The sequence below is a fragment of the Kolteria novifilia genome (genome assembly GCA_007748055.1).
In the GTDB taxonomy this organism is placed as follows: Bacteria; Planctomycetota; Planctomycetia; order Kolteriales; family Kolteriaceae; genus Kolteria; species Kolteria novifilia.
This window is the reverse complement of record CP036279.1, coordinates 6,274,438-6,298,931: the sequence shown is the minus strand read 5'-3', so window position 1 is coordinate 6,298,931 and position 24,494 is coordinate 6,274,438. Positions and strand designations below refer to the sequence as shown.

Genomic DNA, 24,494 nt, shown 5'->3' with positions numbered 1-24,494 from the left:
GTTTCCTAGTCCGACTTGATCAATTCAACATAGGCGCCGTCGCGAGCGACGAGTTCGTCGTGCGACCCTCGTTCGACCACACGCCCTCGTTCGAGAAGGATGATCTCGTCCGCGTCGCGGATCGTGCTGAGCCGGTGGGCGACGATGATTGAGGTGCTGCCGCGTTGACGAAGTCGATCGTTGACGCGTTGTTCGGTGATGGGGTCCAGCGCGCTGGTGGCCTCGTCCAGGACGAGCATCGTCGGATCGACGACCAGGGCTCGGGCGATCTCCAGCCGTTGGCGTTGGCCGCCGGAGAAGTTGCGGCCACCCGCCTCGACGTGGCTGTCGTAGCCGTGCTGGCGACCGGCGATCTCGTCGTGGATGCACGCGTCCTGGGAGGCGCGGACCATGGCTTCCTCGGAGATCGTCTCGTCCCAAAGCGTCAGGTTCTCGCGAATCGTTCCCTCGTAGAGGCTGATCTCCTGATCGACCATCGCGAGCGAACTGGAGAGAATGTCGCGCTTCCAGGCCGATCGTGGCTTGCCGTCGATGAGCACCGATCCGCTCCAGGGGTCGAGGAGACCGGCGATCAGCTTGCCGATGGTCGACTTGCCACTGCCACTGGATCCGACGAGCGCGACTCGTCGACCGGGCGTGAGGACCAGCGAAAACCCTTCGATCAGCGGCGGGTCGAAGTAGGAATAGCCAAACGTGACATCGCGAAGTTCGACGTAGCCCGAGGGGCGGCGCACTCTTGAAGGCGGCTCTTGTTGCTCTCGTTCGTCCTCCGGGCCGTCGTCGGAGGAATCTAACTCGGTCAGGACGATCTGGCGGTCGAGTGGATGCTGGTGCACATCCTCGAGCCGCTTGATGTCGGCGGAAACCTCTTGAATTTGTTGTCCCATCTGGATGATGCGGGCCAGCGGGTCGAAGAACTGCGCGCTGAGAAGCTGGTATGCGATGAGGTCCCCTACCGAGAGCAAGCCGTTCATCACTTGCCAACTGCCAAGGCCAAGGACCGTGATGCGCGAGAGAGAGATCAACAACAGAGGGCCGGCCCAGACCACGATCTGGATGCCACCGGCCCGATAGCGGGAATTGACCGCGTTGGCCTCCTGGCCGGCCCAACGCGCGAAGTAGTCGTGTTCGGTCCCGTTGGCCTTGAGCGTTTCGATCACGCTCACCCCGAAGACGGTCGACGCGAGCACGCGGGCGTGATCCTCGGCCAGCTTCATTGAGGTGTCGGTGCGGATCCGTTTTGTCGTGACGATGACGATGGTCGACAGAATCGCCACGCCAACGGAAACGATCGTCAACGTCACGTCGAAGAGGAGCATGATCGCTCCAAAGAAGACCATCGTCAGCAGGCCGACGAACGCGGTCGCCAGCTCTCCGGAGAGAAGTGACGCGATACGGTCATTGGAGACGACGCGAGCGCTCAAGTCACCGGCGTAGTGATGGGTGAAGAAGCTGGTCGGTAGGCGAAGGACGTGCCAGAAGAACTTTCCCGACGAGACCAACGCCAACTTGATCTCCAGTCGCGCCAAGAACGACTGCCGTAACCACGTCAGTCCGAACTGAATCAGGAAGGCGACCGCCATCGCCAGGATCAACGGAGCCAACCACGTCTGCCGTCCCTCGATCATGATGCGATCGACGAAGACCTTCGCGAAGAGGGGGATCGAGACCTGGGGGACGATGAGGAGCAGCGACGCCAGGACGATCAGCAGGACCGATCCTTGACTGCCCTTCAGCCGACTGGCGAGCGACACCGCCAGGGACGGAGCTTGGCCGCGCGTTTGAAAACCGCGGCCGGGCCGAAGGAGCAACGCGATTCCGCAGTAGCCCCGCTCGAACTCCGAACGCGACAGCTTTCGGGGGCCGCTGCGCGGGTCGTTGATCCGCACGCCGCGCCGCGTGATCCGTTCGAGAAGCACGAAGGATTGAAACTTCCAGAGAATGATCGCTGGATGGGGCAGGCGCCGGAGACCCTCGATGTCGGTCTGATGGGCCTCGCCCTCCAGATCCTGACGCCGGGCGACCTCGAGGAGTAGCTTCGGGCTTCCCGCGTCGCGGGACGAACGGTAGTGGGCGTTGATCTCCTCAAGGGGGACCCAGCGACCGTGAAACGCGAGAAGCGACGTCAAGGCCGCGGCGCCACTCTCCTTGGGGTCGCTGACGATGATCGTCGGTGTGCGCCGGCGTTGGCGGAAGGGCCAGATCATGAACCGTCGACTCCGTCCAGGACGCTCGTGTCGGCGGGCGACGGCATCGCCGCGTTGATTGGGCGAACGCGATCGAACACGGCAACGAGTTGTTCGACGACCCGCGTTGCGTCGAATCGTTCCTCGGCAATGCGTCGACAGTCGCTACCCGCAACCGCGAGCGCCGCCGTCAGGTCCTCATCGAGCTGATCGAGGTTCCGGCCGGAGGCGTGGCCGGTCAGGTTGCGTTCGAGAAGCTCGTCGAGCCGATCGGGGGTGACCGCTCCTCCATAGTCGAGTCCGACACACAGGGCGGGCAGGCCGCACGCGAACGCTTCCATCACGCCGCGAGCGGAGGAGACGACCAAGTCGAACTGGGGCAGGAAGCGATGGATCGAGTGACAGGGGATGTGATTGATCAACGTGAGGCGGTGTCCGAGCCGATCGCTGAGATCCCAGAACCCCGCGCCGTCGCCGAGCACGGTGAGATCGATCGCTCTCTCCACGAGCCGATCGACGACTTGACGCACGGCATCTTGCTTGTTGTCGTCAATCCGAGACGCGACGAGGACTCGGGGACGCGCGCCGTCACGACGGGCGACGGTTCGTGTCGGTGAGAAGCGATCGAGATCGACCCCCTGGATGGAGAGAAAGAGCTTTTCCGGATCGAACGTTCGCCTCTGCTTGACCAGCGAGGTCGGCGACATGCAAAGAACCGCGTTGGCGCGGTCTTGTTTGAACGAGGAGAAGCAGTGATCGGAGTTGTGAACGACCGCGATCAGGGGCGTTCGCGCGGGAAGTGATGAGAGCGACTCATCGCTTGCCCAGTACTCGGCGATGGCTCCATCGGTCCCTTCAGGCGACCATGCCGACGTCTTTACCACGCGCGCTGGGTGCCGCAGCGCGGCGCTGAGAGGAAACAACTCCGGTTCGTCGAGGACGATCGTCCAGTCGTGCCCCAAACGACTTCCGACGCGGACGAGATCGTAGATGAAACTATGGGTGCCAAAGGAGAGGTGTCGTCCCCGATAGGGGAACCGTCCCCGGTACATGTCGTGGCTGGCGCCGATCAGGTAGGTGAGCTTCACCCTATTGCCCCTTCGCCCGTCTCCATGCGACTTACCCCTTCCTGAAGCCCCGACGATGTCACCAGACCTCGATCTCGAGTTCCAGCCACACGCCATGGACGTTGGCAACTCGCTCCCGGACATGGTCGATTAGCCGAAGCACGTCGTCAGACCTCGCCCCCCGATGGGCGACAATGAAGTTCCCGTGGAGGGGGCTGATTTCCGCTCGACCGATGCGCAGGCCTTTGAGTCCAGCGGTCTCGACAAGTCGTCCGGCGAAGTCACCGGGGGGATTGCGAAAGATACAGCCCGCGCTGCGCTCGGCGAGTGGTTGATCGGCACGCTTGCGCTGAAAATGGTCTCGGCAGCGTTGGAGAGCCTCTTCTCGTACACCCCGTTCAAGCCGGAAGACCGCTTCGAGGATGACACTTTCCGCGAACGAGCTCGAGCGGTACCCAAACGACAGTTCGCCTCTCGGGAGCGTCACGACGTCGCCGTCGCGATTGAGCAGCGTCACCGAGCTCAAGCGCTCGGCGATCGTGACATCGCGTCCTCCCGCGTTGTTCCGAAGCGCGCCGCCGACGGCGGCGGGGATGCCGACGAGCCCTTCGAGACCATGAAATCCTCGCCCCACACAGAAGCCGATCAACCTCGACAAGCTAACGCCCGCCCCCGCGGTGACTTCGTACCCTTGAGCGCGAAGCGTGCCGAAGCCGCGTCGGTCGAGGCGGATGGTCAGTCCGGGAAGCACTCGGTCGCGCAGGAGGAGGTTCGACCCGTGTCCGAGGATGCGCGTGGGCCAACCGCGCCGACGGCCCAGCGCGATGGTCTCGGCCAATTCCCGGATGCTCGAAGGTTGCACCAGTCGCTCGGCGACACCGCCGAGTTGGAAGGTGGTCATTCTCGCAAGTTGGGCGTGGTACTGGATCAACGAGAGCTCCCGCGAGTATCCCTAGCGAGTATCTTAAGCAGACGTTGGCACACAGGGAGCAGGGTGTCTCGGACCTTCATCAATACTTCATTTCTGATCGAGACACGTTCGCACTAAAAATAATCACGCGGGCGTGTCGTCTCCCTCGACGAGGGAGGTCCGCGCCGACGCGCCAGGAGCCCTCTTCTCACCGTGTCGTCGGTCTCTCCATTGCCGAAGGAGGCGAGATACCTTGTCGACGTTTGGGACCCACCACGTTTGAGCGTCCCTCACGAACCGGGAACGATCGTTTTCCCAGAAAGCTCCCTTGCGGCATGGACGCCGACCACGACGTCCGCCGATGGGTTGTCCTTGTTGCCTGAGGGTTCATGAACGCCGAGCAGTCCGCGATCACTGTCCCGCCCTCGCACGAAACGCCCGCCGGTGGCGACGTGTTGCTGGTTTCGCCCAATGGGCCACCCCGGGGCGAGCTCACGATCGATGGCGCGAAGAACAGCGCCTTGCCGCTGATGGCGGCGGCTCTCCTCGTCGAGGAGGGGATCACCGTGCTCGAACGGGTTCCCGCCGTCGACGACATCTTCACGATGATGCAACTGCTCCGCCAACTCGGCGTCGCCATCGACGAGGACTGGCGGGGCAAGCGACTGGTGCTCGACGCGACCGAACTCGTTTCGGACGAGCCGGACCTTCACGCCACCCGATCACTCCGCGGCTCGGTCATGTTGATGGCTCCGCTGCTGGCGCGGTTGGGGAGTTTTCGTCTCGGCCACCCGGGAGGCTGTGCGCTCGGCACGCGAGGGATCGATATTCACTTGAGATGCCTACGCCGCCTGGGCGCCAGGATTGACGACGACGAATCAGGGCTCGTCGGCCGGGCGGAGCGGCTTGTTGGCCAGGATCTCCTGCTCGATCTGCCGACCCACACCGGGACGCAGCAGTTGGTCCTTGCCGCCGTCAGTGCCCAGGGCGTCACGCGTCTACACAACGCCTCCCAGGAACCGGAAGTGACCCGGCTCTGTCACGCGTTGGTGAGGATGGGGGCTCGTATTGGTGGCATTGGAACGTCACTGCTCACGATCGAAGGGCCGACCAGGCTACGTGGCGAAACGGTCCGGTGTTGTCGGTCCCGTTTGGAAACGGGGCTCTTCGCCATGGCGGGGGCACTCCCCGGTGCGGATCTGATCCTTCGGAAGGCGTCGCCGGAAGCCAATCCCGTCCTCGTCCACCTGCGAGGGATGGGAGCTACCATCGACTGGGTCGACGCCGAGACGCTTTCGGTTCGCGCTCCCAGAAGGCTCCATGCGGAGTCGATCCGAACCTGGTCCTACCCAGGATTTCCTACCGACAACCAACCTCCGTTGACCACCTTGGCGACCCAAGCCCATGGGCGAACGACGATTCACGAGACGATGTACGAGTCTCGCTTCGCCCACGTCGACGAGCTGCGCGGCATGGGCGCCTCCATCCTCGTTGATGGAAACGAAGCGGTTGTCCAAGGGCCGACGCGGCTACGGGGAGAAGTCGTCTCCTCGAACGATCTCCAGAGCGGGGCGGCCCTCTTGCTCGCGGGGCTCGCCGCCGAAGGGGAGACGGTGATCCGGCACGGTGGGACGCTTCACCGAGGCTACGCCGATCTCCCGGAACGGCTCGCCGGCCTGGGCTGTCGTTCGCGACTCGATGCGGAAGCGTTTGAACCGATGGATTGGCGATGAGGCGAGGCGCTACGCCCTCGAAGGAAAAGGACTGACATGACTTCGACATTGAATCGTCTCCTTGACTCCCATGACATTCGGGCGTCATCGGTGCCTCGCGATATGCTCATTTCGGGTCTGACGGAGTCTTCGCGCGAGGTGTCCCCCGGCGATCTCTTCTTCGCCCGCGCCGGATCGAGCACCGACGGCCATCGTTTCGTGGGGGAGGCGTTGACGCGTGGGGCCGCGGCGGTGGTTGTTGAGGAGGCTGATGTCCATCGCTCGTTGGAACGCTCGGTGCTTGTCGGCTCGACGTCGCGGGCGCTCGGGGTCGCGGCCGCGCGGTGGCACGATTGTCCCTCACGGGAAATGTCGGTGGTCGGGGTGACCGGGACCGATGGCAAGACCACGGTGACCTACCTCCTCGAGAAGATCTGGAACGCGGCGTCGAAGGCCTCCGGACTCATCGGGACGACGGGGGCTCGATGGGGCGTTCAACGTTATCCCATCTCGCTGACGACACCGCCCGCTCTGGAGCTACAGGGCTTGCTCTCACGAATGAAGCGGGACCGCGTTGATCACGTGGCGTTAGAGGTTTCGTCGATCGGGCTCGATCAGGAGAGGGTTGCCGGCGTCGCGTTCGATGCCGCCGTCTTCACGAATCTCAGCCCCGAGCATCTCGATGTTCACGGCGACATGGAAACCTACTTTCGCGCCAAGGCGAAGCTCTTTCGTGACTTCGAGGTTCCCATCGCCGTGGTCAATGTGGACGACCCTTGGGGACGTCGCTTGGTCTACGAGGGATCGACTTCGACGCGTTGGTTGACCTACTCCGCGAAAGCGAGGGCGGCGACGATTCGGGTGCGACACCTGCAAGTGGAACCGTCCCGGATGCGCGCGACGATCGATACTCCCTTGGGACGAATCGTGCTCGAGACCTCCTTGATCGGTCGGTACAACCTCGCGAATTGTCTCGCGGCGTTGACGGTCGCCTACCAGGAGTCGATCGATCTCGATCTCGTGCTTCAGGCGATTCGGGATGTTCGGGTGCCGGGACGTCTGGAGCCGGTCGATCTCGGATCCACCGCACCGACGGTCTTCGTCGACTTCGCTCACACGCCCGCCTCGCTGGCGGAGGTGATCGCGGTTCTTCGGCGCCAGACGGACGAGAGTCGGGGCCGGCTGATCACCGTCTTCGGTTGCGGCGGGGATCGCGATCCCTCCAAGCGCGCCGCCGCTGGCCGAATCGTCTCGGCGGGCTGTGATGTCACGATCGCCACCTCGGACAATCCGCGAAGCGAGGATCCTGAGAAGATCCTCGATGACATCGAATCGGGGATCGACGCCAGGGCCACGGAGTTTCATCGGGCCGCCGATCGGCGTCTGGCCATCGAGCAAGCCATCCGGTTGAGTACGCCCGACGATATCGTGTTGGTCGTCGGCAAGGGACACGAAACGACCCAGCAGATCGGCTCACGCTTTCTTCCTTTCGATGATCGAGAAGTTGTGCTCGAGTCTTGGAACGCCCTCCAAGGAGTGGGACTGGTGCCATGAAGAATTGGCTGATCATAGGAGCGGGTGTCTCGGGAAAGGCGGCGGCGTTGTACCTCCGAGCGAGGGGCCACGGCGTTCGCATCTCCGAGAAACGTTGGCTCGAACCCGCCGAGCGCGACGGGTTGGTCGACGTGGGGGTCGACGTTCGCGACGCCGGCCACGACGTGAACCACCTCGACGCGATCGACGCAGTGGTCGTCAGTCCAGGGGTCGCGACGAATCACTTCTTGGTTCGGTCGGCGCTCCAGCGCGGGCTGGCCATCGTCCCGGAGATCGAGCTGGCGCTGGACGAGGTTCGCGGGCCGCTGCTCGCCGTCACTGGAACCAACGGCAAGTCGACCACCTGCGCGATGATCGCGCACCTGCTCGAGGGGCTCGGCCAACGACCGATCCTCGCGGGCAACTTCGGCATTCCCCTGAGTCACTTTCTGATCGATGGGCCAACCCACGCGCCCGTCGTCCTGGAGGTCTCCTCCTATCAATTGGAGTTCTGCGATCGGCTCCGCTCTCGCTCGGCGGCGGTACTCAATCTCGACGCGGACCATCTCCGACGGCACGTGACATTGGACAACTACCTCGCCAGCAAGTGGAAGCTGCTGGAACAGTGCGAGTCTGGTGGTACCGTCATTCTGCCAGCGGAACTCGACGATCGGGCGGCGCGTCTGCGGCTCATGCCGCCGCGCGCACGGAAGCTGACGGTGGGGATTGGCTCGAGTGATGCCGACGTCGTTCTTCACCAGCGTCAGGTGCGTGAGCGGGGCGGCAGCCAACTCGCCGACTTGGGCGTGCTTCCCTGGTCGGAGCCTCACAACGACTACAACGCGATGGTCGCGATGTTGCTGACGGCGTCAATCGTCCCCGAGTCGCTGTCGGTCTTGGCTCACCTCCTTCGCGACTTCCGCGGGCTGCCGCACCGTTGTCAGCCGATTGGTGAATTGCGGCACCGTCCAGTCATCGACGACAGCAAGGCGACCAACGTCGCCGCCACGTTGGCGGCCGTCATGTCGTTTGAAGAGCCCGTGACGCTGCTTGTCGGTGGTGAGCCGAAGGGCGACGCGTGGGAGGCGCTGCTGGAGGCTCGCGGCACGATTGACCATGTCGTCGCGTTCGGGGAGGCCGCTCCCCTGATCGAAAGAACGCTTTGCGGTAGGGTGGAAGTCACTTGCTATGCTTCCCTTCGTGATTGCCTGGAGGATGCCGAACGGTGGGCGAGACGGGAGGGGGGGCCCATCCTCTTTTCCCCCGGGTGCTCCTCGTTCGACGAGTTCGCGGACTTCGAGGATCGCGGTCGCTTTTTCCAGCGTTGGCTGTCGAGTCGACAGGATGCCGGGGGACGTGAGGTCGTGGCCAACGGGGCGTCTCCCTTCGGCCGGTGAGGAACTACGATGACGAGATCGAGCTTGGAAGGGCCGATTCACTTCATCGGCGTGGGGGGCGCCGGCATGGCTCCCTTGGCCCTGCTTGCCCATGCTCGAGGATTTCGCGTCCAGGGGAGTGATCTCCGGAGCGGATCGGTGACGCGGCAACTTACCGGGCGAGGCATCGATGTGTCGGTGGGGCACGATGCCGCTCACCTCGCCGGCGCTCGGACCGTGGTTTACTCGACGGCGGTGTCTTCGCGGAATCCGGAACTGCTCGCGGCCAGACGGGTTGGGTGCCGCTGTCTGTCGCGCCCACGGTTCTTGGACTGGACGATGCGGCACCATGAGTCGATCGCGGTGACCGGGACGCACGGGAAAACGACGACCGCCGCCATGGTGGGACATGTGCTCGATCGACTGGGTTTCGATCCGTCCGTTGTTGTCGGCGGTCGGTCGCTCGACGGCGCGACACTCGCTCGGGCGGGAAGCGGTCGGTGGTTGGTGGCGGAAGCGGACGAGTCGAATGGGTCGCTCGCGATCTACCGGCCCGAGCATGTCGTGTTGACCCCCGTCGGGCTCGACCATCTCGAGCACCTTGGGAGTTGGGATCGAACCGCCGAACTCTTTCGGTCGTTCCTCGAGCATGTCTCGGGAAGAACCGTGATCGCGGAGGGTGTTCTTCGGGAGATCACCGAGGGGCAGGAAGAGGCGGCGATCCGCTACGGCTTCGGCCAGAACTGTGACGTTCGGGCGGTGGACCTTCGCGTCTCCGCCGAGGGCAGCGAGTTCGTGGTCGCGAGGCGAGGAAGAAGACGGCGCTGCCGGCTGGCGATGATCGGTCGACACAACGTCGCCAACGCGTTGGGAGCGATCGCCTTGGCGACCGCGTTGGGGGCCGAGTTCGAGGACGCGGTCGATGCGATGGACAGCTTCGGTGGGGTCGAACGCCGGATGCAAGTCCTCTTTCGGAACGCGTCGCAATGCCTCCTCGACGACTACGGTCACAATCCCGCGAAGATCGCCGCCTCGATCGCCGCCGTGCGGGAAGTTTGGCCGAGTCATCGACAAGTGGTCGTGGTCGAACCTCATCGCCGCGAGCGGATGAGGAAGATGTATCACGACTTCGCCGGTTCGTTTGTTGGTGGTGACGAGGTCTTTGTCATGCCCGTTCACAAGGCCGACGGCGAAGTGGGAGACGAGTTTCCGCCAAGCCGAGTCGCTCGAGACATTGGGCGGTGGTCGGGGGTCGCGGCGTGGCCGTTCGAAAGCGCCGCGGCTTTCGCCGAGCGGATGTCGAAAGGGGCGCGTGCAACGGTGATCCTCACGCTCGGCGCCGGACGATCGAACCGAATGGCCCGCGAACTCGCGAGACTGTTGAGTCCTTCGGAAGGGTGAATCGCTAGCAGGTGGATGGTGACGATGGCACGACCAACGAGTTCCTCGAGCAAGCTTGATCGCGTGGCGTCTCCAGAACAACTCGATCGACTCGTCTCACTGACGACTCCGGCTAGTTGGTTGATGTTGGCTTCTTTCGGCCTGGTGACGATCGCCGTTTGTATTTGGGCGGTCCTGGGACAGATTCCCACCCGGGTCTCGGGGAGCGGCATCTTCTTCCGCAATCGTGAACTCGTCGCGGTCGTGGCTCCGGGGAGTGGTCTTTTGACGGAGGTTCATGTCACCGCCGGGGACAAGATCAAGGCCGACGATACGCTCGGAACCATCCAGCAGTTCGAGATCGAGGACGAACTGTTCGAGGCACGCGAGAACCTCGCGCAGCTCGTCGGCGCGGACCGCAAGTTCAAGGCGTTGGCCGACGCGGCCATCGAGCTTCAAGCTCGGTACACCCGCACCCGTCAAATGGGGCTCGAGGAGAACCTCAATCGAAGCGACCGGATACTCGATCAGTTCAACATTCGCTTGCAACGGCAGACCGTGTTGAAGGCTCGCGATCTCATCAGCACCGAGCGACTTCTTCAAACCGAGCAAGTGATGGATGAGACGGTTCGGCTGATCAACGACGCGCGGTCCGAACTAAGGGAGTTGCCCTACTCGCTCGAGATGCTCAAGCACCAGAAACAGGAGGCGGAGCTGACGCGCCAGATGGAGATCGAAGCGATCGGCCGCCAGATCAAGATTCTCGAGAATCGACTCGAGCGTCGTAGCCAAACGAAGGCTCCCACCGACGGCCATGTCGTCGAGGTGCGCGCCGAGTCGGGAAGGGAAGTCGAACTTGGCGAGGTCCTGATGTTGGTGCAGCCAAAGGCGGAAGAGCGCGCGCTCTTGCACGTGACGCTCTACGTCGATGCGCGGCGAGGCAAGGAGATTGAGGCGGGAATGAGCGCCGAGGTCGCTCCGACGATGGTCGCGCCCGAGGAGTTCGGCTACCTGACCGGCGAGGTCATTTGGGTGGCGGAGTACCCTGCCAGTCCCGGGAACATGGCGGTGCGTCTGAAGAACGAACAGCTCGTCCAGGAGTACACCGATCGGACGCCGTTCCCACTGGCCGTGCGGATCAAGCTGCACCGCGACGAACGAACCAAGTCGAACTATCGGTGGACATCATCGCGTGGCCCCGACATCGTCTTGACCGAGGGAACCATCTGCAACGGGCACATCACCACGAGGACGCAGCCTCCCATCTCTCTCCTGATTCCCTTCCTCAATCGCTGGACGGGGCTCGAGTGACGAGGGCTCCTCGGCCGACTCCTCGGGAGGTGGTTCGATCATCGGTCCGGGCACATCGCCGAAGAGGGGCGGGATCGCGGGAGAGCAGATCGGTCCTCCGTGGACTCGCTTGCCTTCGGGAGGCCACCAAACCAAGCTGTGCGCCCACTGCCAGGCACGCTGCTTCGACCCTTTGGCGTCGCGGGCGGCGGCCAGGTGCGTCTCAAAGAGGCTGATGTTCCCTTCCTGGAGAATCGTTCCCTGGGCGGACTGCCAGCGGGTCAGCGCTTGGTTGTAGTCCCTGAGAGAGCGCGCTGCGTCGATCTGCGCCGTGACGAGAAGCTGACGCGAGTTGAGCAGGTTGAACATCGTCGTCAGCCCCTCCGTCCAATAGACCTGCAGGGCGGCCAAGCTCACCGCGGCGGCCTGGCTCGAATCCTCACGCTGGGTCAAGATAAAGTAACCATTGATGACGTCGTTGTAGGCTTGGCGAAGTTCGAAGAGGACCGCTCGTTCTCTTCGGCGCAGTTCGGCTTTCGCCTTGCCGAGGTCGAACTGGGCGCGGCGCGTCTGGGCGTGCGCCGCACGTTCACCGATGGGCCGGCGGTAGTCAATCAGGAACGACCAGTTCTGGTAGCGGTTGTCGGCCACAACGTCGATGGAACGATCGAGGCGATTCGACAACCCGGTGATCGTGTAGTCGGCGCGAACCGAGAGGTCGGGGAGGCGGCGGTTCTGAACCTCGACCAACCGAAGTTCCGCCGCGCGAATCTCGAGTCGCTGGGCCACCAGTTCGGGCCGAAGATAGAGCGCGTTGTGGACCGCCGTGTTCCAGTCGGGAATGAACTCCGCGATCGTCGGGGAGTCACTCGGAACGATTTGGCGTCCGTCCTCGGGGGCGAGCCCCAAGAGAAGGCGAAGGTTCGCCTCCTCCTTGAGAACTCGGGCCAAAGCGTCGGAGCGATCGACGCGGAACAACTGGTACTGCTGACGGGCCTGGGCTGAGTCGGGGAGCGCTCCTTCGCCAACTTGCTTTTTGTCGAGTTCCATCTGCCAGGCCCGCAGCGATTGCTTGAGGGCTTCGCCTCGCCAGTAGAGATCCTGGTAGGCGAAGTAGAGCTGGAAGTACTGGAGGTCGACATCGCGAACGAGTTGCTGGACCGATGACTCGAATTGCCGGATCGAACGTTCCTGGCGAGCCCGCGCGATGAGGACGGGACTTCGGTTCACTTCGACTCCAGCCCCTTCCAGCAACGGTTGCTGGAGGCTGACGTTGACGTACGAGTACCACGCGGGGTTGAAGGCGAAACTATCACTGCTCGGTTTCGTCAGGACGTAGTCGTACCCGTAGGCGACTTGACTCCTGCCGCCGGTGGCGTTGGTCTTTCCCAGCGATAGGAAGCTCGGCGCGCCGGCGGAGACACCGGCGAGGTCCTGTTCGATCACATCGCTGCCGGTGGCGATGGTGTCGACGGAGAAGTTTTGCTGCTCGTCGGTTCTTCCCCAGCCGGTGCCGAGATCCACCTCGGCGTCGAACCTCGCGAGCCGTTCGTCAACGTAGGTTCCTTCGATACCCGGGTCGTAGCCGAGGACGAGGACGTCCTGGTTGTTCTCGAGGGCGATTCGCCGCGCCTCCTCGAGAGAGAGTTCCCATTTCACGAGATCCGAGGGATTGAGGATCGTTCGTGGTTCGAGATGGGCGACTTGCTCGATCTCGGGGCCGACATCGTCGGGAAGATCGGGCGCGAGAGTGTTCGCGGCAAGATAGTCGATCTGGGTCGCGACGAAGGGTTTCTGGCATCCCACGCTCAGGGAGAAGCCGGTGAGGAGCGCCAGGAGCAGAGGACGTCCGGGGATCATCGGAACTCGTTCCTTCGCACCTTCATCGTTGGTTCGCTCGCTTGGAAACACTCCCCGCCACCTCGACAAGATGCCTTGCTCGCGATTGTGCGGTTGGCAGGCTCGGTCGACGGCAATCGTCGCGCCGGCAAGTGGCGGCCAGGGAGGGAATGACCGAGCACTCCTTCTTGATCACCATCGACCACCGAGGACGATCTCTTTGGCGTTAATGCCGATAATGTCGATGTTGCGAGGTGAAATAGCTCGTTTTTTGGCGATTGGCGCCAATTCCCTCAAGCTCACGCCGGAAAGGGGCTGTTAGGAGGGTCTTTCGAGAACGTTGTCGCGAAGACGCTCGAAGAGCGCGCCGGCGACATGCAGACGCTCGAGGACCGCGCTGTCGATGTCGTCGACGCCGGCGGGTGTGTCGCTGTTGGTCACGGACATCCGGCGAACCGTGTGGCGCAGACGGTCGGCCAACAACATCGCCAGGGCTCGATAGAACCGTGCGGCGAAGACGTGGTCGTAGGCCAGCTTGTCGCTGAGCGCCTGACGTGGGATCTCCAGTAGTGTGGCGTGCCGGACCGATCGAACGCTCGCCAGAGGCGGCCGCTGATCCACGAAGGAAATCTCTCCCACGAACTCACCTGGACCGAGACGTGCGACCTCGCGATCGTCGGAGTGGGTCACCGCGAGTTCGCCCTCGACGATGATGCTCAGTCCCTCGATCGATCGCCCTTCGTGGATCAAGACCTCATTGGGGGAGAGACGTCGCTTGGCACCCGACTCGAGCAACCACTCGAAGTCCTCGTCCGAAAGTTGGCCCAGTACCAACAACGCATTTCGCATCATCGTCGATTCTTCCCAACCAATCAGTGGTGAAGATTCCGTGAAGTCTGCGGCAACGCAGCAGCGGTCTGCTGTTGGATCGCCCGAGCAGTTGCTAGATTACGGAGCGATCTACGAGAAAGGAGGCCCGAGGCCGTTCGCGAGGAGAACTTCGCGGCCGGGGAAACCTCCCCTCGAAGCGAGCCGAACACGTTGGCCCGAGGATGGGAAACGACAGGTTCGCTTGCCTTTGCGCTTAACGGCAATGCCGCAGGGGCCGTCGTTCCGCACTCATGGAAAGTCATCGATCCCGGTCACGAGGACACCGCATGCTCAGGGTAATGGTACTCCGCGGAGGGCCGTCGGCGGAACGCGAGATCAGCCTCAAGAGTGGAGCCGCCGTGGCGGAGGCCTGTCGCGCTCTCGGCCATCAGACAAGTGAAGCGGACATCGATCCGAACGACCTCTCCGCGCTTGACGTTCCCACCGACGTGATCTTTCCGGCGTTGCACGGGTTCTTCGGCGAGGATGGGCAGCTTCAGTCTCTCATGGAGTCGCGTGGACTCTGCTTCGTAGGGAGTGGTTCCGAAGCGTGCGAACGAACGATCGACAAGATCTCGGCCAAGCGGATCTGGCGCGAGTGTGGACTGCCAACGAGCCCTTGGCGCGAGGTTACGCCCGAGAATCTCGACGAGTTGGCGGGAATATTGACGCCCCCGTTTGTCATCAAGCCGGTCGATCAAGGTTCCAGTCTCGGGGTCCGCGTCGTCAAGGAGTCGGGAGACGCCCTCGAGGCTCTAGGGCAGGCTCTCGAATCGTGGCCGCGCGTCATGGTCGAACCGTACCTTCGGGGCCGGGAGCTGACCGTGGGCTTCCTCGGTGAAGGGCTGTTGCCGATCATCGAGATTGTTCCCGCCACGGAGACGTTCGGCTACGATGCGAAGTACGTCGATCAGCGGACACGATACGTCGTCCAACCCGGACTGAGTTCGCCGGTGCGGGAGCTGATCGAGGAGATCGCGAGCATCGCCTTCGCTTCCGTCGGCATTCGACAACTCGGGAGACTCGACTTGATTCTCGACGAACGACATGGCCCCATGCTCTTGGAACTGAACGCGATTCCGGGAATGACGGAGCGGAGTCTGGTGCCGATGGCCGCGCGCCATGTCGGCCTACACTTCGTCGAGGTGATCGAGCAACTGCTGGATCACGCGACGCGGCGTCATGCGGGGCTTGCGGAAGTCGCCACGTAACTGGGATTGAGGAGTGTTCGCTTGCCTTCCGACTGTTTGACGGGGCATCTTGTTCGAGACGCGTTCCGGCGGGTCAAGTGCTCCCCGGAGGGGATTCCGCTCGATGGTCGCTTCGGAGGAGTGGCGATCGAACCGTCGAAGGTACGTGTCGGCGAGATCCTCATCCCAAGCTTGCTCGACTCCGGTGAACGGACCGCCGCGGTAAGAGAAGGGCTCCGGCGACAGGCAGCACTGATCGTCTGCCCTCGAGGAACCGGAGTCGACGACCGACGCGTCGTCGAGGTCGATGATCCGGTTCGGGTTCTTTGGTCCTTGGCGCGGGTGTGGCGCCAAGGGATCGAAGCACCCATCGTCGTCGTGGCCGGCAGCACGGGGAAGACGACGACCAAGGAGATGCTCGCCGCGATTCTCAAGGGGCGCTGGTCCAGGACTCACGCGACCCTCGGGAATTGGAACGGCGAAGTCGGCTTACCCTGGTCCATCCTAAGAATGCCTTCCGATGCTCCCGTCGGTGTCCTCGAGTTGGGCATCGATCGTCCCGGCCAGATGCGCGAGCGACTCGATCTCTTGGAACCAAGTGTCGCGATCGTGACCCACGTCGCCGAGGAGCACTTGGCGGGACTCTCGGACATCGAGACCGTCGCTCGCGAAGAATCCCTAGCCCTCTCGGATGTCGCCAGACGTGGAGGCCTGCTCGCGATCAACACGGATGATCCCTGGCTTCGTCCCTTCGTCCATCAGTTCCCCGATGTGCGCAAAGTCGCGTTCGGGTTCTCCCCGCGACCCCGGCTTCAGCGAATGAGCTCCGCCGCGCCCATTCGCACGCGTCAACTGGTCGGCTGCTACCTTCCTGATGTGACGCAGCTCGGAGTATCCTTTCCCGACGGCGCCGTCGAGTCGTTTGCTTTGCCAATCGTGGCGAGACACCACGCGGAGAATCTACTCGCGGCGATCAGTGTCGCGGTGGGACTTGGCGTTTCCGCGGACGAGATTCGCGAAGGCTTGAACGGCTTTCGGCCGATGGTCGACCGAACGGCGTCGACGGAGTTGTCGTGTGGCGTGACCTTGATCCGGGACGAGTGCAACGCCAACCCGCGATCGATGCGCGCCGCGATCGACTATCTTGATGAACTGACGAGGGAGCGGGACTATGGGCGACGATTCCTGTGTCTAGGCGACATGCTCGACCTGGGCCGAGCCGGTCCGGACTTGCACCGTTCGTTGGCTCCCACGATCTGTGAGGGGGACATCGACAGCGTGCTATTGGTCGGTGATTTGATGTCTTGCCTTCACCAAGAACTCGAGCGGCGACGGTTCCCCGGTGACGTCTGCCATTTTCCGTCCCGCGAACGGCTCGTCGAGGCACTGGTGTCTCAGCTTGGACCACGGGACGCCGTCCTGGTCAAAGGATCGTGCGGGATGCGGATGGACCTCGTTTCCGCGGCGATCGTCGAGTTCGATCGCGACCTCGGGGCTCTCCTCGCGTGAGTCGATCAAACTGATCCACCGCGCGGGGCATCGACGCTCGATTCGGAGCGCTCACGATTAGTTCCCCTTCGGTCGCGTCTCCTGGGATTCGCTCCAGGCCAACGAACGAACCGTTCTCCTCGTAGAAGTCTTTAGAGCGATGTCGCTTCGAGGAGAATCGGCATGAGACAATCAGCGATCCCCTTTCTGTTCATGCGTGGCGGAACGTCACGCGGGCCGTTCTTCAAACGGAGCGATCTTCCTTCCGATCGGGACCGGTTAACCGACGTTCTGGTGGACGTGATCGGTTCGGGACATCCCCTCAACATCGATGGCATCGGCGGTGGTTCCTCGGTCACGACCAAGGTCGCGATGCTCTCGCCGTCCGAATCCCCCGACGCCGACATCGACTATCTTTTCGCGCAGGTCTCCGTCGCCGATCGATTGGTCGATTATCGGCCCACATGCGGCAACATGCTTTCGGCCGTCGGTCCGGCGGCGATTGAGATGGGGCTCTTTCCCGCTCGTGACGGCGAGACCCTGGTGCGCATTCGCGCCGTCAACAATGACGAGCTGATCGAGGCGTTGATTCAAACCCCGGGAGGAGAGGTTCGCTACGACGGCGCCGCCGCGATCGATGGGGTTCCCGGGACCGCCGCTCCGGTGATGCTCAAGTTCATGCGCATCGTCGGTTGCGAAACGGGGGCCCTGCTTCCAACGGGAAAGCCACGCGACCGAGTGGACGGCGTCGAGGTGAGCTGTGTTGATGTCGCGATGCCGGTTTGCATCGCCCGCGCGGGGGAGTTGGGGCTCACAGGCTACGAGAGCCGTGAGGAACTCAACGCCCTTCGTCCGTTCTTTGAGCGGATGGAGCGGATTCGCCGGGAAGCCGGACGGCGGATGGGCATGGGCGACGTCTCCGACTCGGTGGAACCGAAGTTCGCCTTGATCGCTCCCCCGCGCCAGGGCGGTTCCTTCGCCGCGCGCTACTTCACGCCTCGGGAGTGTCACCCAACGGTCGCCGTCACCGGTGCCCAGTGTCTCGCGGCGACGGCGCTCATTCCCGGGTCGGTCGCCGAGGGTCTTGTTTCCGCCGTCGATGCTCCCGTCACGATGTCGATCGAACACCCGATGGGCCATCTCGACGTCGAACTCGAATTCACCCGTTCCGCCGAGGGGATCGCTATCCACTCCGCGAAGGAACTTCGCACGGCTCGTTTGCTGGCCCGGGGAGAACTCTTCGTTCCGTGCCACGCCGAGGCGGCATGAAGGTCGCGAGCTGACATCAATCCTCCGTCCGGCGTCGCGCAATGCCTTCGCGACACCTTGGGTCAACACCTCGACACTACATCGTCGAGCGTCGGGCCGACTCGCGCTTTCTCCGCACTTCCGAGATCCGGATTGGGATTAGCATCGGGACGCGTTGGCGATAGTCGCGATAGAGGTCGCCGTGAAAGACGAGCAGGTCGCGTTCCTCCCAACGAATCGCCACCAGGATGTAGGCCGTCAAGCCCGCGGAGACCTCTTCGGCGCGAACCCCGACGCGACCGAAGGCCTTCAGCATCTCGGTGACGTGTTCGTGGGTCATTTCGACGAAGACGATATTGCCCGGTCCGTTCGACTCGACGACGTCCACGCTCGTCTCCTTCGGCGACCAGCCAAGTCGTCGGGCAATGGTCTCGACTTCGCGGCGGCCGATGTGCTGGGGGAGCTTCGCGACCAACGCCCGCGCCGAACGTGAGATGAACTCGCCACGCTCCAGCAAGTCGAACCCCGCGAGTGAATCGGACGGCGGGATGTCGATGACGAAACGTTCGCCACCCGCCGGATGAAACCCATGACGCTCCAGCCGCGCCTCGATCGTCGGCCCCATGCGGACCACGAGCGGGAGATAGCAACGCGTGAGAAAGTCGAACGGCGGCGCCCATGGGTTGTGCGTTCCCCCTTCGAGCACCAGCCGTGCGGGACCATCCGCGAGCGACAACGGTAAGAGGATCGTTTGCAACACGAGCGTCGCGCTTCCCGTGGAGCCAACGCTAAAGCGGTACTCGCCCGAGGCGACACGACGGGGCTCAAAGCGGAACAACCCCGGTTCTGATCGCTTCGCCCGGATCCGATCGATCCGCAACGACCGCCCCGGCGACGAGCGACAGGGCGAGCGACGAACGCAGCACCTGACCACCTCCTTCGCCTTTCGAACCATCGATGGCGACCACTGCGTCATTGGTCGAGCCTCGCATCTCCGTCGTCGGCCTTGTCTCCATCCTTGGATCACCCACGCTAGATTTTGGCGTTCACCACCTTTCAGGGACACCGCTCACGGCCCAGAGGTTCCTGGTCAATGGATGGACAATTCCAGAATCCATTGTCGCTTCACTCGGCCAAGGAGGTCCATCTTTCTATGCTGAGGGTGCGAGGGAGGGCGGTTCCCTCGCGGAGGATCGCTGTCAGTGGTGCTGGACGAGGCGACGTGATGAGGCCGATGACGCGCGAGACGACTCTTCCCGCTTGCTCGAAATACCCACTCGTCTGGTTGATGGCCGGATGCGGCCTGTTGGTGGCCTGCGGGGACAAGAACCCCAAGGCGGTCGTGACGACCCCGCCGGTCGTCGAAGTCGCTCATCCGATCGAGCGGACGGTGACCGACTACGAGGTCTTCACGGGAGAGACCCAGGCGGTTCAGTCAGTCAACGTCACCGCTCGGGTGACCGGCTACCTCACGAAGATCAACTTCCGCGATGGCCAGGATGTCAAGGCGAACGACATCCTCTTCGAGATCGACGATCGTCCCTACAAGGCGGCGCTCGAGCAGGCCAAGGGTGAGGTCGAATACAACCAAGCCAACCTACTCACCGCCCAAGCCCAACTCGACATCGCGCTGAAAACGCAAAAGGACAACCCCGCAGCGATCAGCAAACTCGAGATCAACAAACGCCAGGGACTTCGCGACGAGGCGCAGGGATCGCTCAAAGCCTCCCAAGCCCAACTCGCCGATGCCCAACTCAACTACGACTGGTGCAAGGTCCGTTCACCGATTGATGGGCGGACCGACCGGCACTTCGTCGATGTGGGCAACCTGGTCACCGCCGACAAAACGAAACTGACGAACATCGTTTCGCTCGCGCCGATGTGGGTCTACTTCTACGTCGATCAACGAACGGTCTTGAAGATCCGGGAACTCGTGCTCGGTGGCAAACTCCCCTCCGCGATGTCGAACACGACGCCGGCCGAATTGGGGTTGGCCAACAACAACGAGTTTCCCTTCGAGGGCTATCTCGACTTCGTCGGCAATCAGGTCCAAGCCGACACCGGGTCGATCTGGGTGCGGGGCACCTTTCCAAACACGGATCATCGCTTGCTCTCGGGGCTCTTCGCGCGGATCCGGGTTCCGGTCAGTCCGCCCTACGAGGCGCTGTTGGTCGCGGACGCCGCGGTCAGCATCAACCAGAGTGAGTACTACGTCCTGGTCGTCGACGAGAATGACGAGGTCGTTTACCGCCCGGTCGAGGTGGGCCAGGTTCAGGATGGTTTCCGTCAGGTCTTGCCCCAGCGGCAGGTCAGCGAGCCTGGCAAGGAGGGGGAGACCACAACCAAGACCTACAAGGCGCTTTCCCCGACCGATCGCGTCATTGTGCGGGGCATGCAGCGGGTCCGTTCGGGCATCAAGGTCAGTCCGAAGTTGGTGGACATGGTCAGCCAGTTGCCGGTGACCTCCTCGACCAAGGCAACAGAAGCGGAGTCGGCGTCGACGACAAAGGGCGAACCCGCTTCGAAGCCGAACTCCGCGGCGCCCGCCAAGCCGAACTCAGCGGCGCCCGCCAAGCCGGGCTCAGCGGCGCCCGCCAAGCCGGGCTCAGCGGCGCCCGCGAAAACGAAGGAAGCATCGACCCCGAGACCCAAGAAGAACTCAGCCGATGCCTCGGCATCGAAGAACGAACCCTCCGAGAAGGTGGAAGAGAAGGCCAAGAAGACATCCTCGTGACTCGGCGGTGGATGCTGCCGAGAACGACTAACGCCGGACCAGTATGTCTCGATTCTTCATCAAGCGACCGATCTTCGCGATGGTCTGCTCGATCATGATCACCCTCATGGGCGTCGTCGCCTTGTTGGCGCTGCCCGTGGCCCAGTATCCGCCGATCGTTCCCCCGACCATCCAGGTGACGACCTCCTACCCGGGGGCGAACTCCGTCGTCCTGGCCGAAACGGTCGCCGAACCGATCGAGGAACAGGTCAACGGGGTCGAAGGCATGATCTACATGTCGTCGACGTGTTCCAACAATGGCGACTACACCCTCACTGTCAGCTTCGACATTGGTACCGACCCGAACATGGCCCTCATGTTCGTGCAGACGCGAATTCAGAACGCGATCGCCCAGCTTCCCGACATCGTTCAGAAGCAAGGGATCACGACGCGGATGCAGTCCCCGAACATCCTCATCGCGATCAATCTCGTCTCCCCCAACGGACGTTACGACCAGCTCTACATGAGCAACTATGCCGAGATCAACATTTTCGACGCCCTCAGCCGTTTGCCGGGAGTCGGGACCGTGTTGATTCACGGGGAGCGCGACTACTCGATGCGGGCGTGGATCGACCCCGAGAAGTTGGCGGAACTCGGCCTGACGACGACCGACGTCTACGACGCGATCTCCGAGCAGAACGTCGAGGTGGCGCCCGGTTTCATCGGCCAACCGCCGGTCCCGGCGGGACAGGCGTACGAACTGGTACTGCAAACCAAGGGCCGACTCACCTCGATCGAGGAGTTCGGGGACATCATCGTCAAGGTGGGCCAACGGGGAGCGTTGGTTCGCCTCAAGGACGTCGCGGACATTCGGCTCGGGTCGCAGAATTCCGACCTGAGCGCCTACCGCGATGGTGCCCCCTCGGTGGCGCTCGCCGTCTATCCCCTTCCCGAGGCCAACTCGCTGTCGACCGCTCGCGGTGTCTATGCGCTGTTGGACAAGCTCGAGAAGGACTTTCCCGATGGGCTCGAGTGGGTGGTGGGCCTCGACACGACGCCGTACATTCGCAGCTCGATTCAAGACGTCGTCGGGACGTTGTTGACGGCGATTGGGCTCGTGGCGATCGTCGTTCTTCTTTTTCTTCAGAACTGGCGTGCCGCGCTCATTCCGTTGGTGGCGGTGCCGGTGGCGATCGTCGGTACCTTTTCCGCGATGGCCGCGCTCGGTTTCAGCCTCAACATGCTCTCGCTCTTTGGCTTGGTGCTCGCGATCGGCATCGTGGTCGACGACGCAATCGTCGTGGTCGAGAACGTCGAACGCTGGCTCGAGGAGGGCTATCCTCCCGACGAGGCGGCCGCGAACGCGATGGAGGAAGTGCAGGGGCCGATCGTCGGCGTGCTGCTCGTGCTGTGTGCCGTCTTCGTTCCCTGCGCGTTCATTCCGGGGCTCACGGGGCTCTTTTTTCGACAGTTCGCGCTGACGATCGCCGTGTCGACCGCCTTCTCCGCCTTCAACTCGTTGACCCTCAGTCCCGCGCTGGCGGCGTTGCTGCTTCGGAAACGCTCCGAGATGAGCGATCCGATCACGCGAGTGCTCAACGCCATTTTCGGGTGGTTCTTCCGGCTCTTCAATCGCGGCTTCGATTGGGGAACCAAGTCCTACACGTGGATCGTCGGAGGGATGTTGCGGCTGAGTCTGCTCGTGTTGGTCTTGTACGGCGGTCTCTTGGCCTTAACGGTCATCAGTTTCACCACCTACCCGACCGGACTGATCCCTCAGCAGGATCAAGGGTACATCATCGCCAACGTCCAGCTTCCCGAATCGGCGTCGCTCGAGCGAACCAGCGCCGTGCTCGAGAAGCTCGACAAGATCGCCCGCGAACAGCCGGGTGTACACGCGACGATGGCGATCTCGGGCTTCTCGATCATCGTGACGACCGATTGCTCGAACTGGGGAACGCTCTTCATCACCCTCGATCCCTTTTCGAAGCGCACCACGCCCGAGACGCAAGCGGCGTACATCACCGCGAAGCTCAACAAGATCTACCGGGAAGAGATCATTGGGGCCCGCGTCGACGTGATGGGGGCCCCGCCGGTCCCTGGTCTTGGGCAGTCGGGAGGGTTCCAGCTTCAGATCGAGGACCAGACGGGGCTCGGGCTTAGCGCCTTGGAGGGGACGGCCGAGGCCTTGGTGGACGCCGCCAACCAGCAACCGGGCTTGAAAGGGGTCTTTACCAGCTTCACCAACTCGGCGCCGCAGCTCTACCTCGACATCAACCGGACGATGGTGATGCAGACTGGCGTCAAGCTCTCGGACGTCTTCAACACGCTCAACGTCAGTTTCGGCTCGGTCTACGTCAACCTCTTCAACGAGTTCGGCCGCGTTTGGCAGGTCAACATCATGGCCGAGGGAAAGTACCGTACCGACATCAACGACATGAAGCTGTTGCAGGTGAAGAACCAGGCGGGCGAAACCGTTCCGATCGGGTCGTTCCTCTCGTCGCGGCCCACCACCGGTCCTCTCTTCGTGATGCGCTACAACGATCTCAACTCCGCGTCGATCAACGGCGGCAACGGGCCCGGCTACAGTTCGGGCCAAGCGATCTCGCTGGTCGAGCAACTCTGTGAGAAGCACTTGCCGCCGGGCATGACCTACGACTGGACCAACTTGAGCTACCAAGAGGTGACGGCGGGCAACACGGGGATCTTGATCTTCGGGCTGGCCGTGCTCGTGGCATTTCTGGTGTTGGCCGCACTCTATGAGAGTTGGTCGCTACCCTTCGCGATCATCTTGATCGTGCCGATGTGTCTGCTTTGCGCTTTGGCGGGGGTAGCGTCCGTGGGCAACTCGATGGACATCTTCGTTCAGATCGGTTTTGTCGTGCTCATCGGAATGGCGGCCAAGAACGCGATCCTCATTGTCGAGTTCGCCAAGCAGGAACGGGAGAAGGGGCTCTCGCGGCGGGAGGCGACCCTCAGCGCGTGTCGACTGCGGATTCGTCCCATTCTCATGACATCGGTCGCGTTCATCGCCGGCGTCTATCCCTTGGCGGTCGCCACCGGTGCGGGATGGGAGATGAGGCGGTCACTTGGCACGGCGGTCCTCGCGGGCATGTTTGGCGTCACGCTCTTCGGCGTCTTCCTGACGCCAGTCTTCTACTACGTCATCACGTGGTTCGGTCGTCGCCGCGATGACGCGGCCGCGGACGTCGACCCAGCGGCTACGTAGTCCTTTCTTCACCGTGCTGAGGGGAATCGTCGGCACCGACACCGCGCTCAAGCGATCCGGCACCGAGGGAGTCGTCAGCGCTTTCTGCAAGAGGCCGGAGGCTGGCTCGATCAGCTCCACTTCCGCGATCGTGGGATCTGCGATCGTGGGCGCGTTCGGCAGCGTTCCCGTCGGGCAACCATGCCCGATCCAGAGACAGCACGGCGTACGCTGATAGTCATCGCAGCACTTCTGACACTCCGGCGGCGTTGGGCAGGGGAGCCCTTTCCGACAGTAGTCGTCGGGACCGAAGCATCTTGTCGGCGGCGTTGGGCAGGGGAGTCCCTTCCGGCAATAGTCGTCGCAACACTTCTCGAGGCACTCACTGCCGCAGACGCAAGGGTAGCCGGGCCGGAAGAGATCACCCGCGAACGTGGCGGACGGGAGAGCGACGCCGATCAACCCGCAGCAGACGAAGACATCG

At 63.0% G+C, this 24,494-nt stretch carries 15 protein-coding genes and 1 pseudogene; 10 read left to right on the top strand and 6 right to left on the bottom strand.

Annotated features, from left to right (window positions below):
• Positions 1-5: 5 nt before the first annotated feature.
• The 3 genes from Pan216_RS23190 to murB are packed head-to-tail and all read right to left on the bottom strand — an operon-like array spanning position 6 to position 4,184.
• Positions 6-2,207 (bottom strand): NHLP family bacteriocin export ABC transporter peptidase/permease/ATPase subunit, encoded by a 2,202-nt coding sequence (locus Pan216_RS23190; RefSeq protein ID WP_145261854.1) that lies wholly within the window; start codon positions 2,205-2,207, stop codon positions 6-8.
• Entirely contained in the window at positions 2,204-3,274 is a 1,071-nt protein-coding gene (locus Pan216_RS23185) for a glycosyltransferase family protein (protein ID WP_145261852.1), read from the bottom strand. The genes Pan216_RS23190 and Pan216_RS23185 overlap by 4 nt, the downstream gene beginning before the upstream one ends.
• Before the next feature lie 58 nt (positions 3,275-3,332).
• Positions 3,333-4,184 carry a UDP-N-acetylmuramate dehydrogenase gene (gene murB, locus Pan216_RS23180; RefSeq protein ID WP_145261850.1) on the bottom strand — a complete coding sequence of 284 codons (852 nt, stop codon included), beginning with the start codon at positions 4,182-4,184 and terminating at the stop codon, positions 3,333-3,335.
• Positions 4,185-4,552: 368 nt separating this feature from the next.
• Here murB and Pan216_RS23175 point away from each other — a divergent pair, with 368 nt between their 5' ends.
• Genes Pan216_RS23175 through Pan216_RS23155 form a run of 5 tightly spaced genes read left to right on the top strand, consistent with a single transcriptional unit; the run spans position 4,553 to position 11,475 of the window.
• Positions 4,553-5,896: a UDP-N-acetylglucosamine 1-carboxyvinyltransferase gene (locus Pan216_RS23175; RefSeq protein WP_145261848.1), complete on the top strand. Its 1,344-nt coding sequence runs from the start codon at positions 4,553-4,555 to the stop codon at positions 5,894-5,896.
• A 36-nt stretch (positions 5,897-5,932) separates the two neighbouring features.
• Positions 5,933-7,429, top strand: a complete 1,497-nt coding sequence (locus Pan216_RS23170) for a UDP-N-acetylmuramoyl-L-alanyl-D-glutamate--2,6-diaminopimelate ligase (RefSeq protein ID WP_145261846.1) — start codon at positions 5,933-5,935, stop codon at positions 7,427-7,429.
• Complete coding sequence (gene murD, locus Pan216_RS23165) at positions 7,426-8,805, top strand: UDP-N-acetylmuramoyl-L-alanine--D-glutamate ligase (protein WP_145261844.1); 1,380 nt, start codon at positions 7,426-7,428, stop codon at positions 8,803-8,805. Before Pan216_RS23170 ends, murD begins: the two co-directional genes overlap by 4 nt.
• A 9-nt stretch (positions 8,806-8,814) precedes the next feature.
• Positions 8,815-10,185: a UDP-N-acetylmuramate--L-alanine ligase gene (gene murC / locus Pan216_RS23160; protein WP_145261842.1), complete on the top strand. Its 1,371-nt coding sequence runs from the start codon at positions 8,815-8,817 to the stop codon at positions 10,183-10,185.
• A gap of 24 nt (positions 10,186-10,209) precedes the next feature.
• Positions 10,210-11,475: an NHLP bacteriocin system secretion protein gene (locus tag Pan216_RS23155; RefSeq protein WP_419192891.1), complete on the top strand. Its 1,266-nt coding sequence runs from the start codon at positions 10,210-10,212 to the stop codon at positions 11,473-11,475.
• Between the two features lie 894 nt (positions 11,476-12,369).
• Here the strand turns inward: Pan216_RS23155 and Pan216_RS28710 are convergent.
• Both Pan216_RS28710 and Pan216_RS23145 read right to left on the bottom strand, forming a co-directional pair.
• Positions 12,370-13,314 (bottom strand): annotated as a pseudogene (locus Pan216_RS28710) (TolC family protein); the annotation flags it as partial.
• A gap of 297 nt (positions 13,315-13,611) precedes the next feature.
• Positions 13,612-14,145: a cyclic nucleotide-binding domain-containing protein gene (locus tag Pan216_RS23145; protein ID WP_145261836.1), complete on the bottom strand. Its 534-nt coding sequence runs from the start codon at positions 14,143-14,145 to the stop codon at positions 13,612-13,614.
• Positions 14,146-14,450: 305 nt separating this feature from the next.
• Here Pan216_RS23145 and Pan216_RS23140 point away from each other — a divergent pair, with 305 nt between their 5' ends.
• From Pan216_RS23140 to Pan216_RS23130, 3 genes are all read left to right on the top strand, one after another.
• Entirely contained in the window at positions 14,451-15,374 is a 924-nt protein-coding gene (locus Pan216_RS23140) for a D-alanine--D-alanine ligase family protein (RefSeq protein WP_419192890.1), read from the top strand.
• Positions 15,375-15,395: 21 nt separating this feature from the next.
• Positions 15,396-16,862 (top strand): UDP-N-acetylmuramoyl-tripeptide--D-alanyl-D-alanine ligase, encoded by a 1,467-nt coding sequence (locus Pan216_RS23135; RefSeq protein WP_145261833.1) that lies wholly within the window; start codon positions 15,396-15,398, stop codon positions 16,860-16,862.
• A gap of 162 nt (positions 16,863-17,024) precedes the next feature.
• Positions 17,025-18,110: a 4-oxalomesaconate tautomerase gene (locus Pan216_RS23130; RefSeq protein WP_145261831.1), complete on the top strand. Its 1,086-nt coding sequence runs from the start codon at positions 17,025-17,027 to the stop codon at positions 18,108-18,110.
• Between the two features lie 76 nt (positions 18,111-18,186).
• Here the strand turns inward: Pan216_RS23130 and Pan216_RS23125 are convergent, their stop codons facing one another.
• Positions 18,187-18,927 carry an RNA 3'-terminal phosphate cyclase gene (locus Pan216_RS23125; RefSeq protein WP_419192889.1) on the bottom strand — a complete coding sequence of 247 codons (741 nt, stop codon included), beginning with the start codon at positions 18,925-18,927 and terminating at the stop codon, positions 18,187-18,189.
• Positions 18,928-19,314: 387 nt separating this feature from the next.
• On the opposite strand from Pan216_RS23125, the gene Pan216_RS23120 reads away from it, so the two are divergent.
• The gene (locus Pan216_RS23120; RefSeq protein ID WP_419192888.1) at positions 19,315-20,823 is read left to right on the top strand and encodes an efflux RND transporter periplasmic adaptor subunit; all 1,509 of its coding nucleotides are present in this window, start codon (positions 19,315-19,317) and stop codon (positions 20,821-20,823) included.
• 43 nt (positions 20,824-20,866) lie between these two features.
• On the top strand, positions 20,867-24,031 hold the full coding sequence (locus tag Pan216_RS23115) for an efflux RND transporter permease subunit (protein WP_145261825.1): 3,165 nt from the start codon (positions 20,867-20,869) through the stop codon (positions 24,029-24,031).
• The last annotated feature ends 463 nt before the right edge of the window (positions 24,032-24,494 follow it).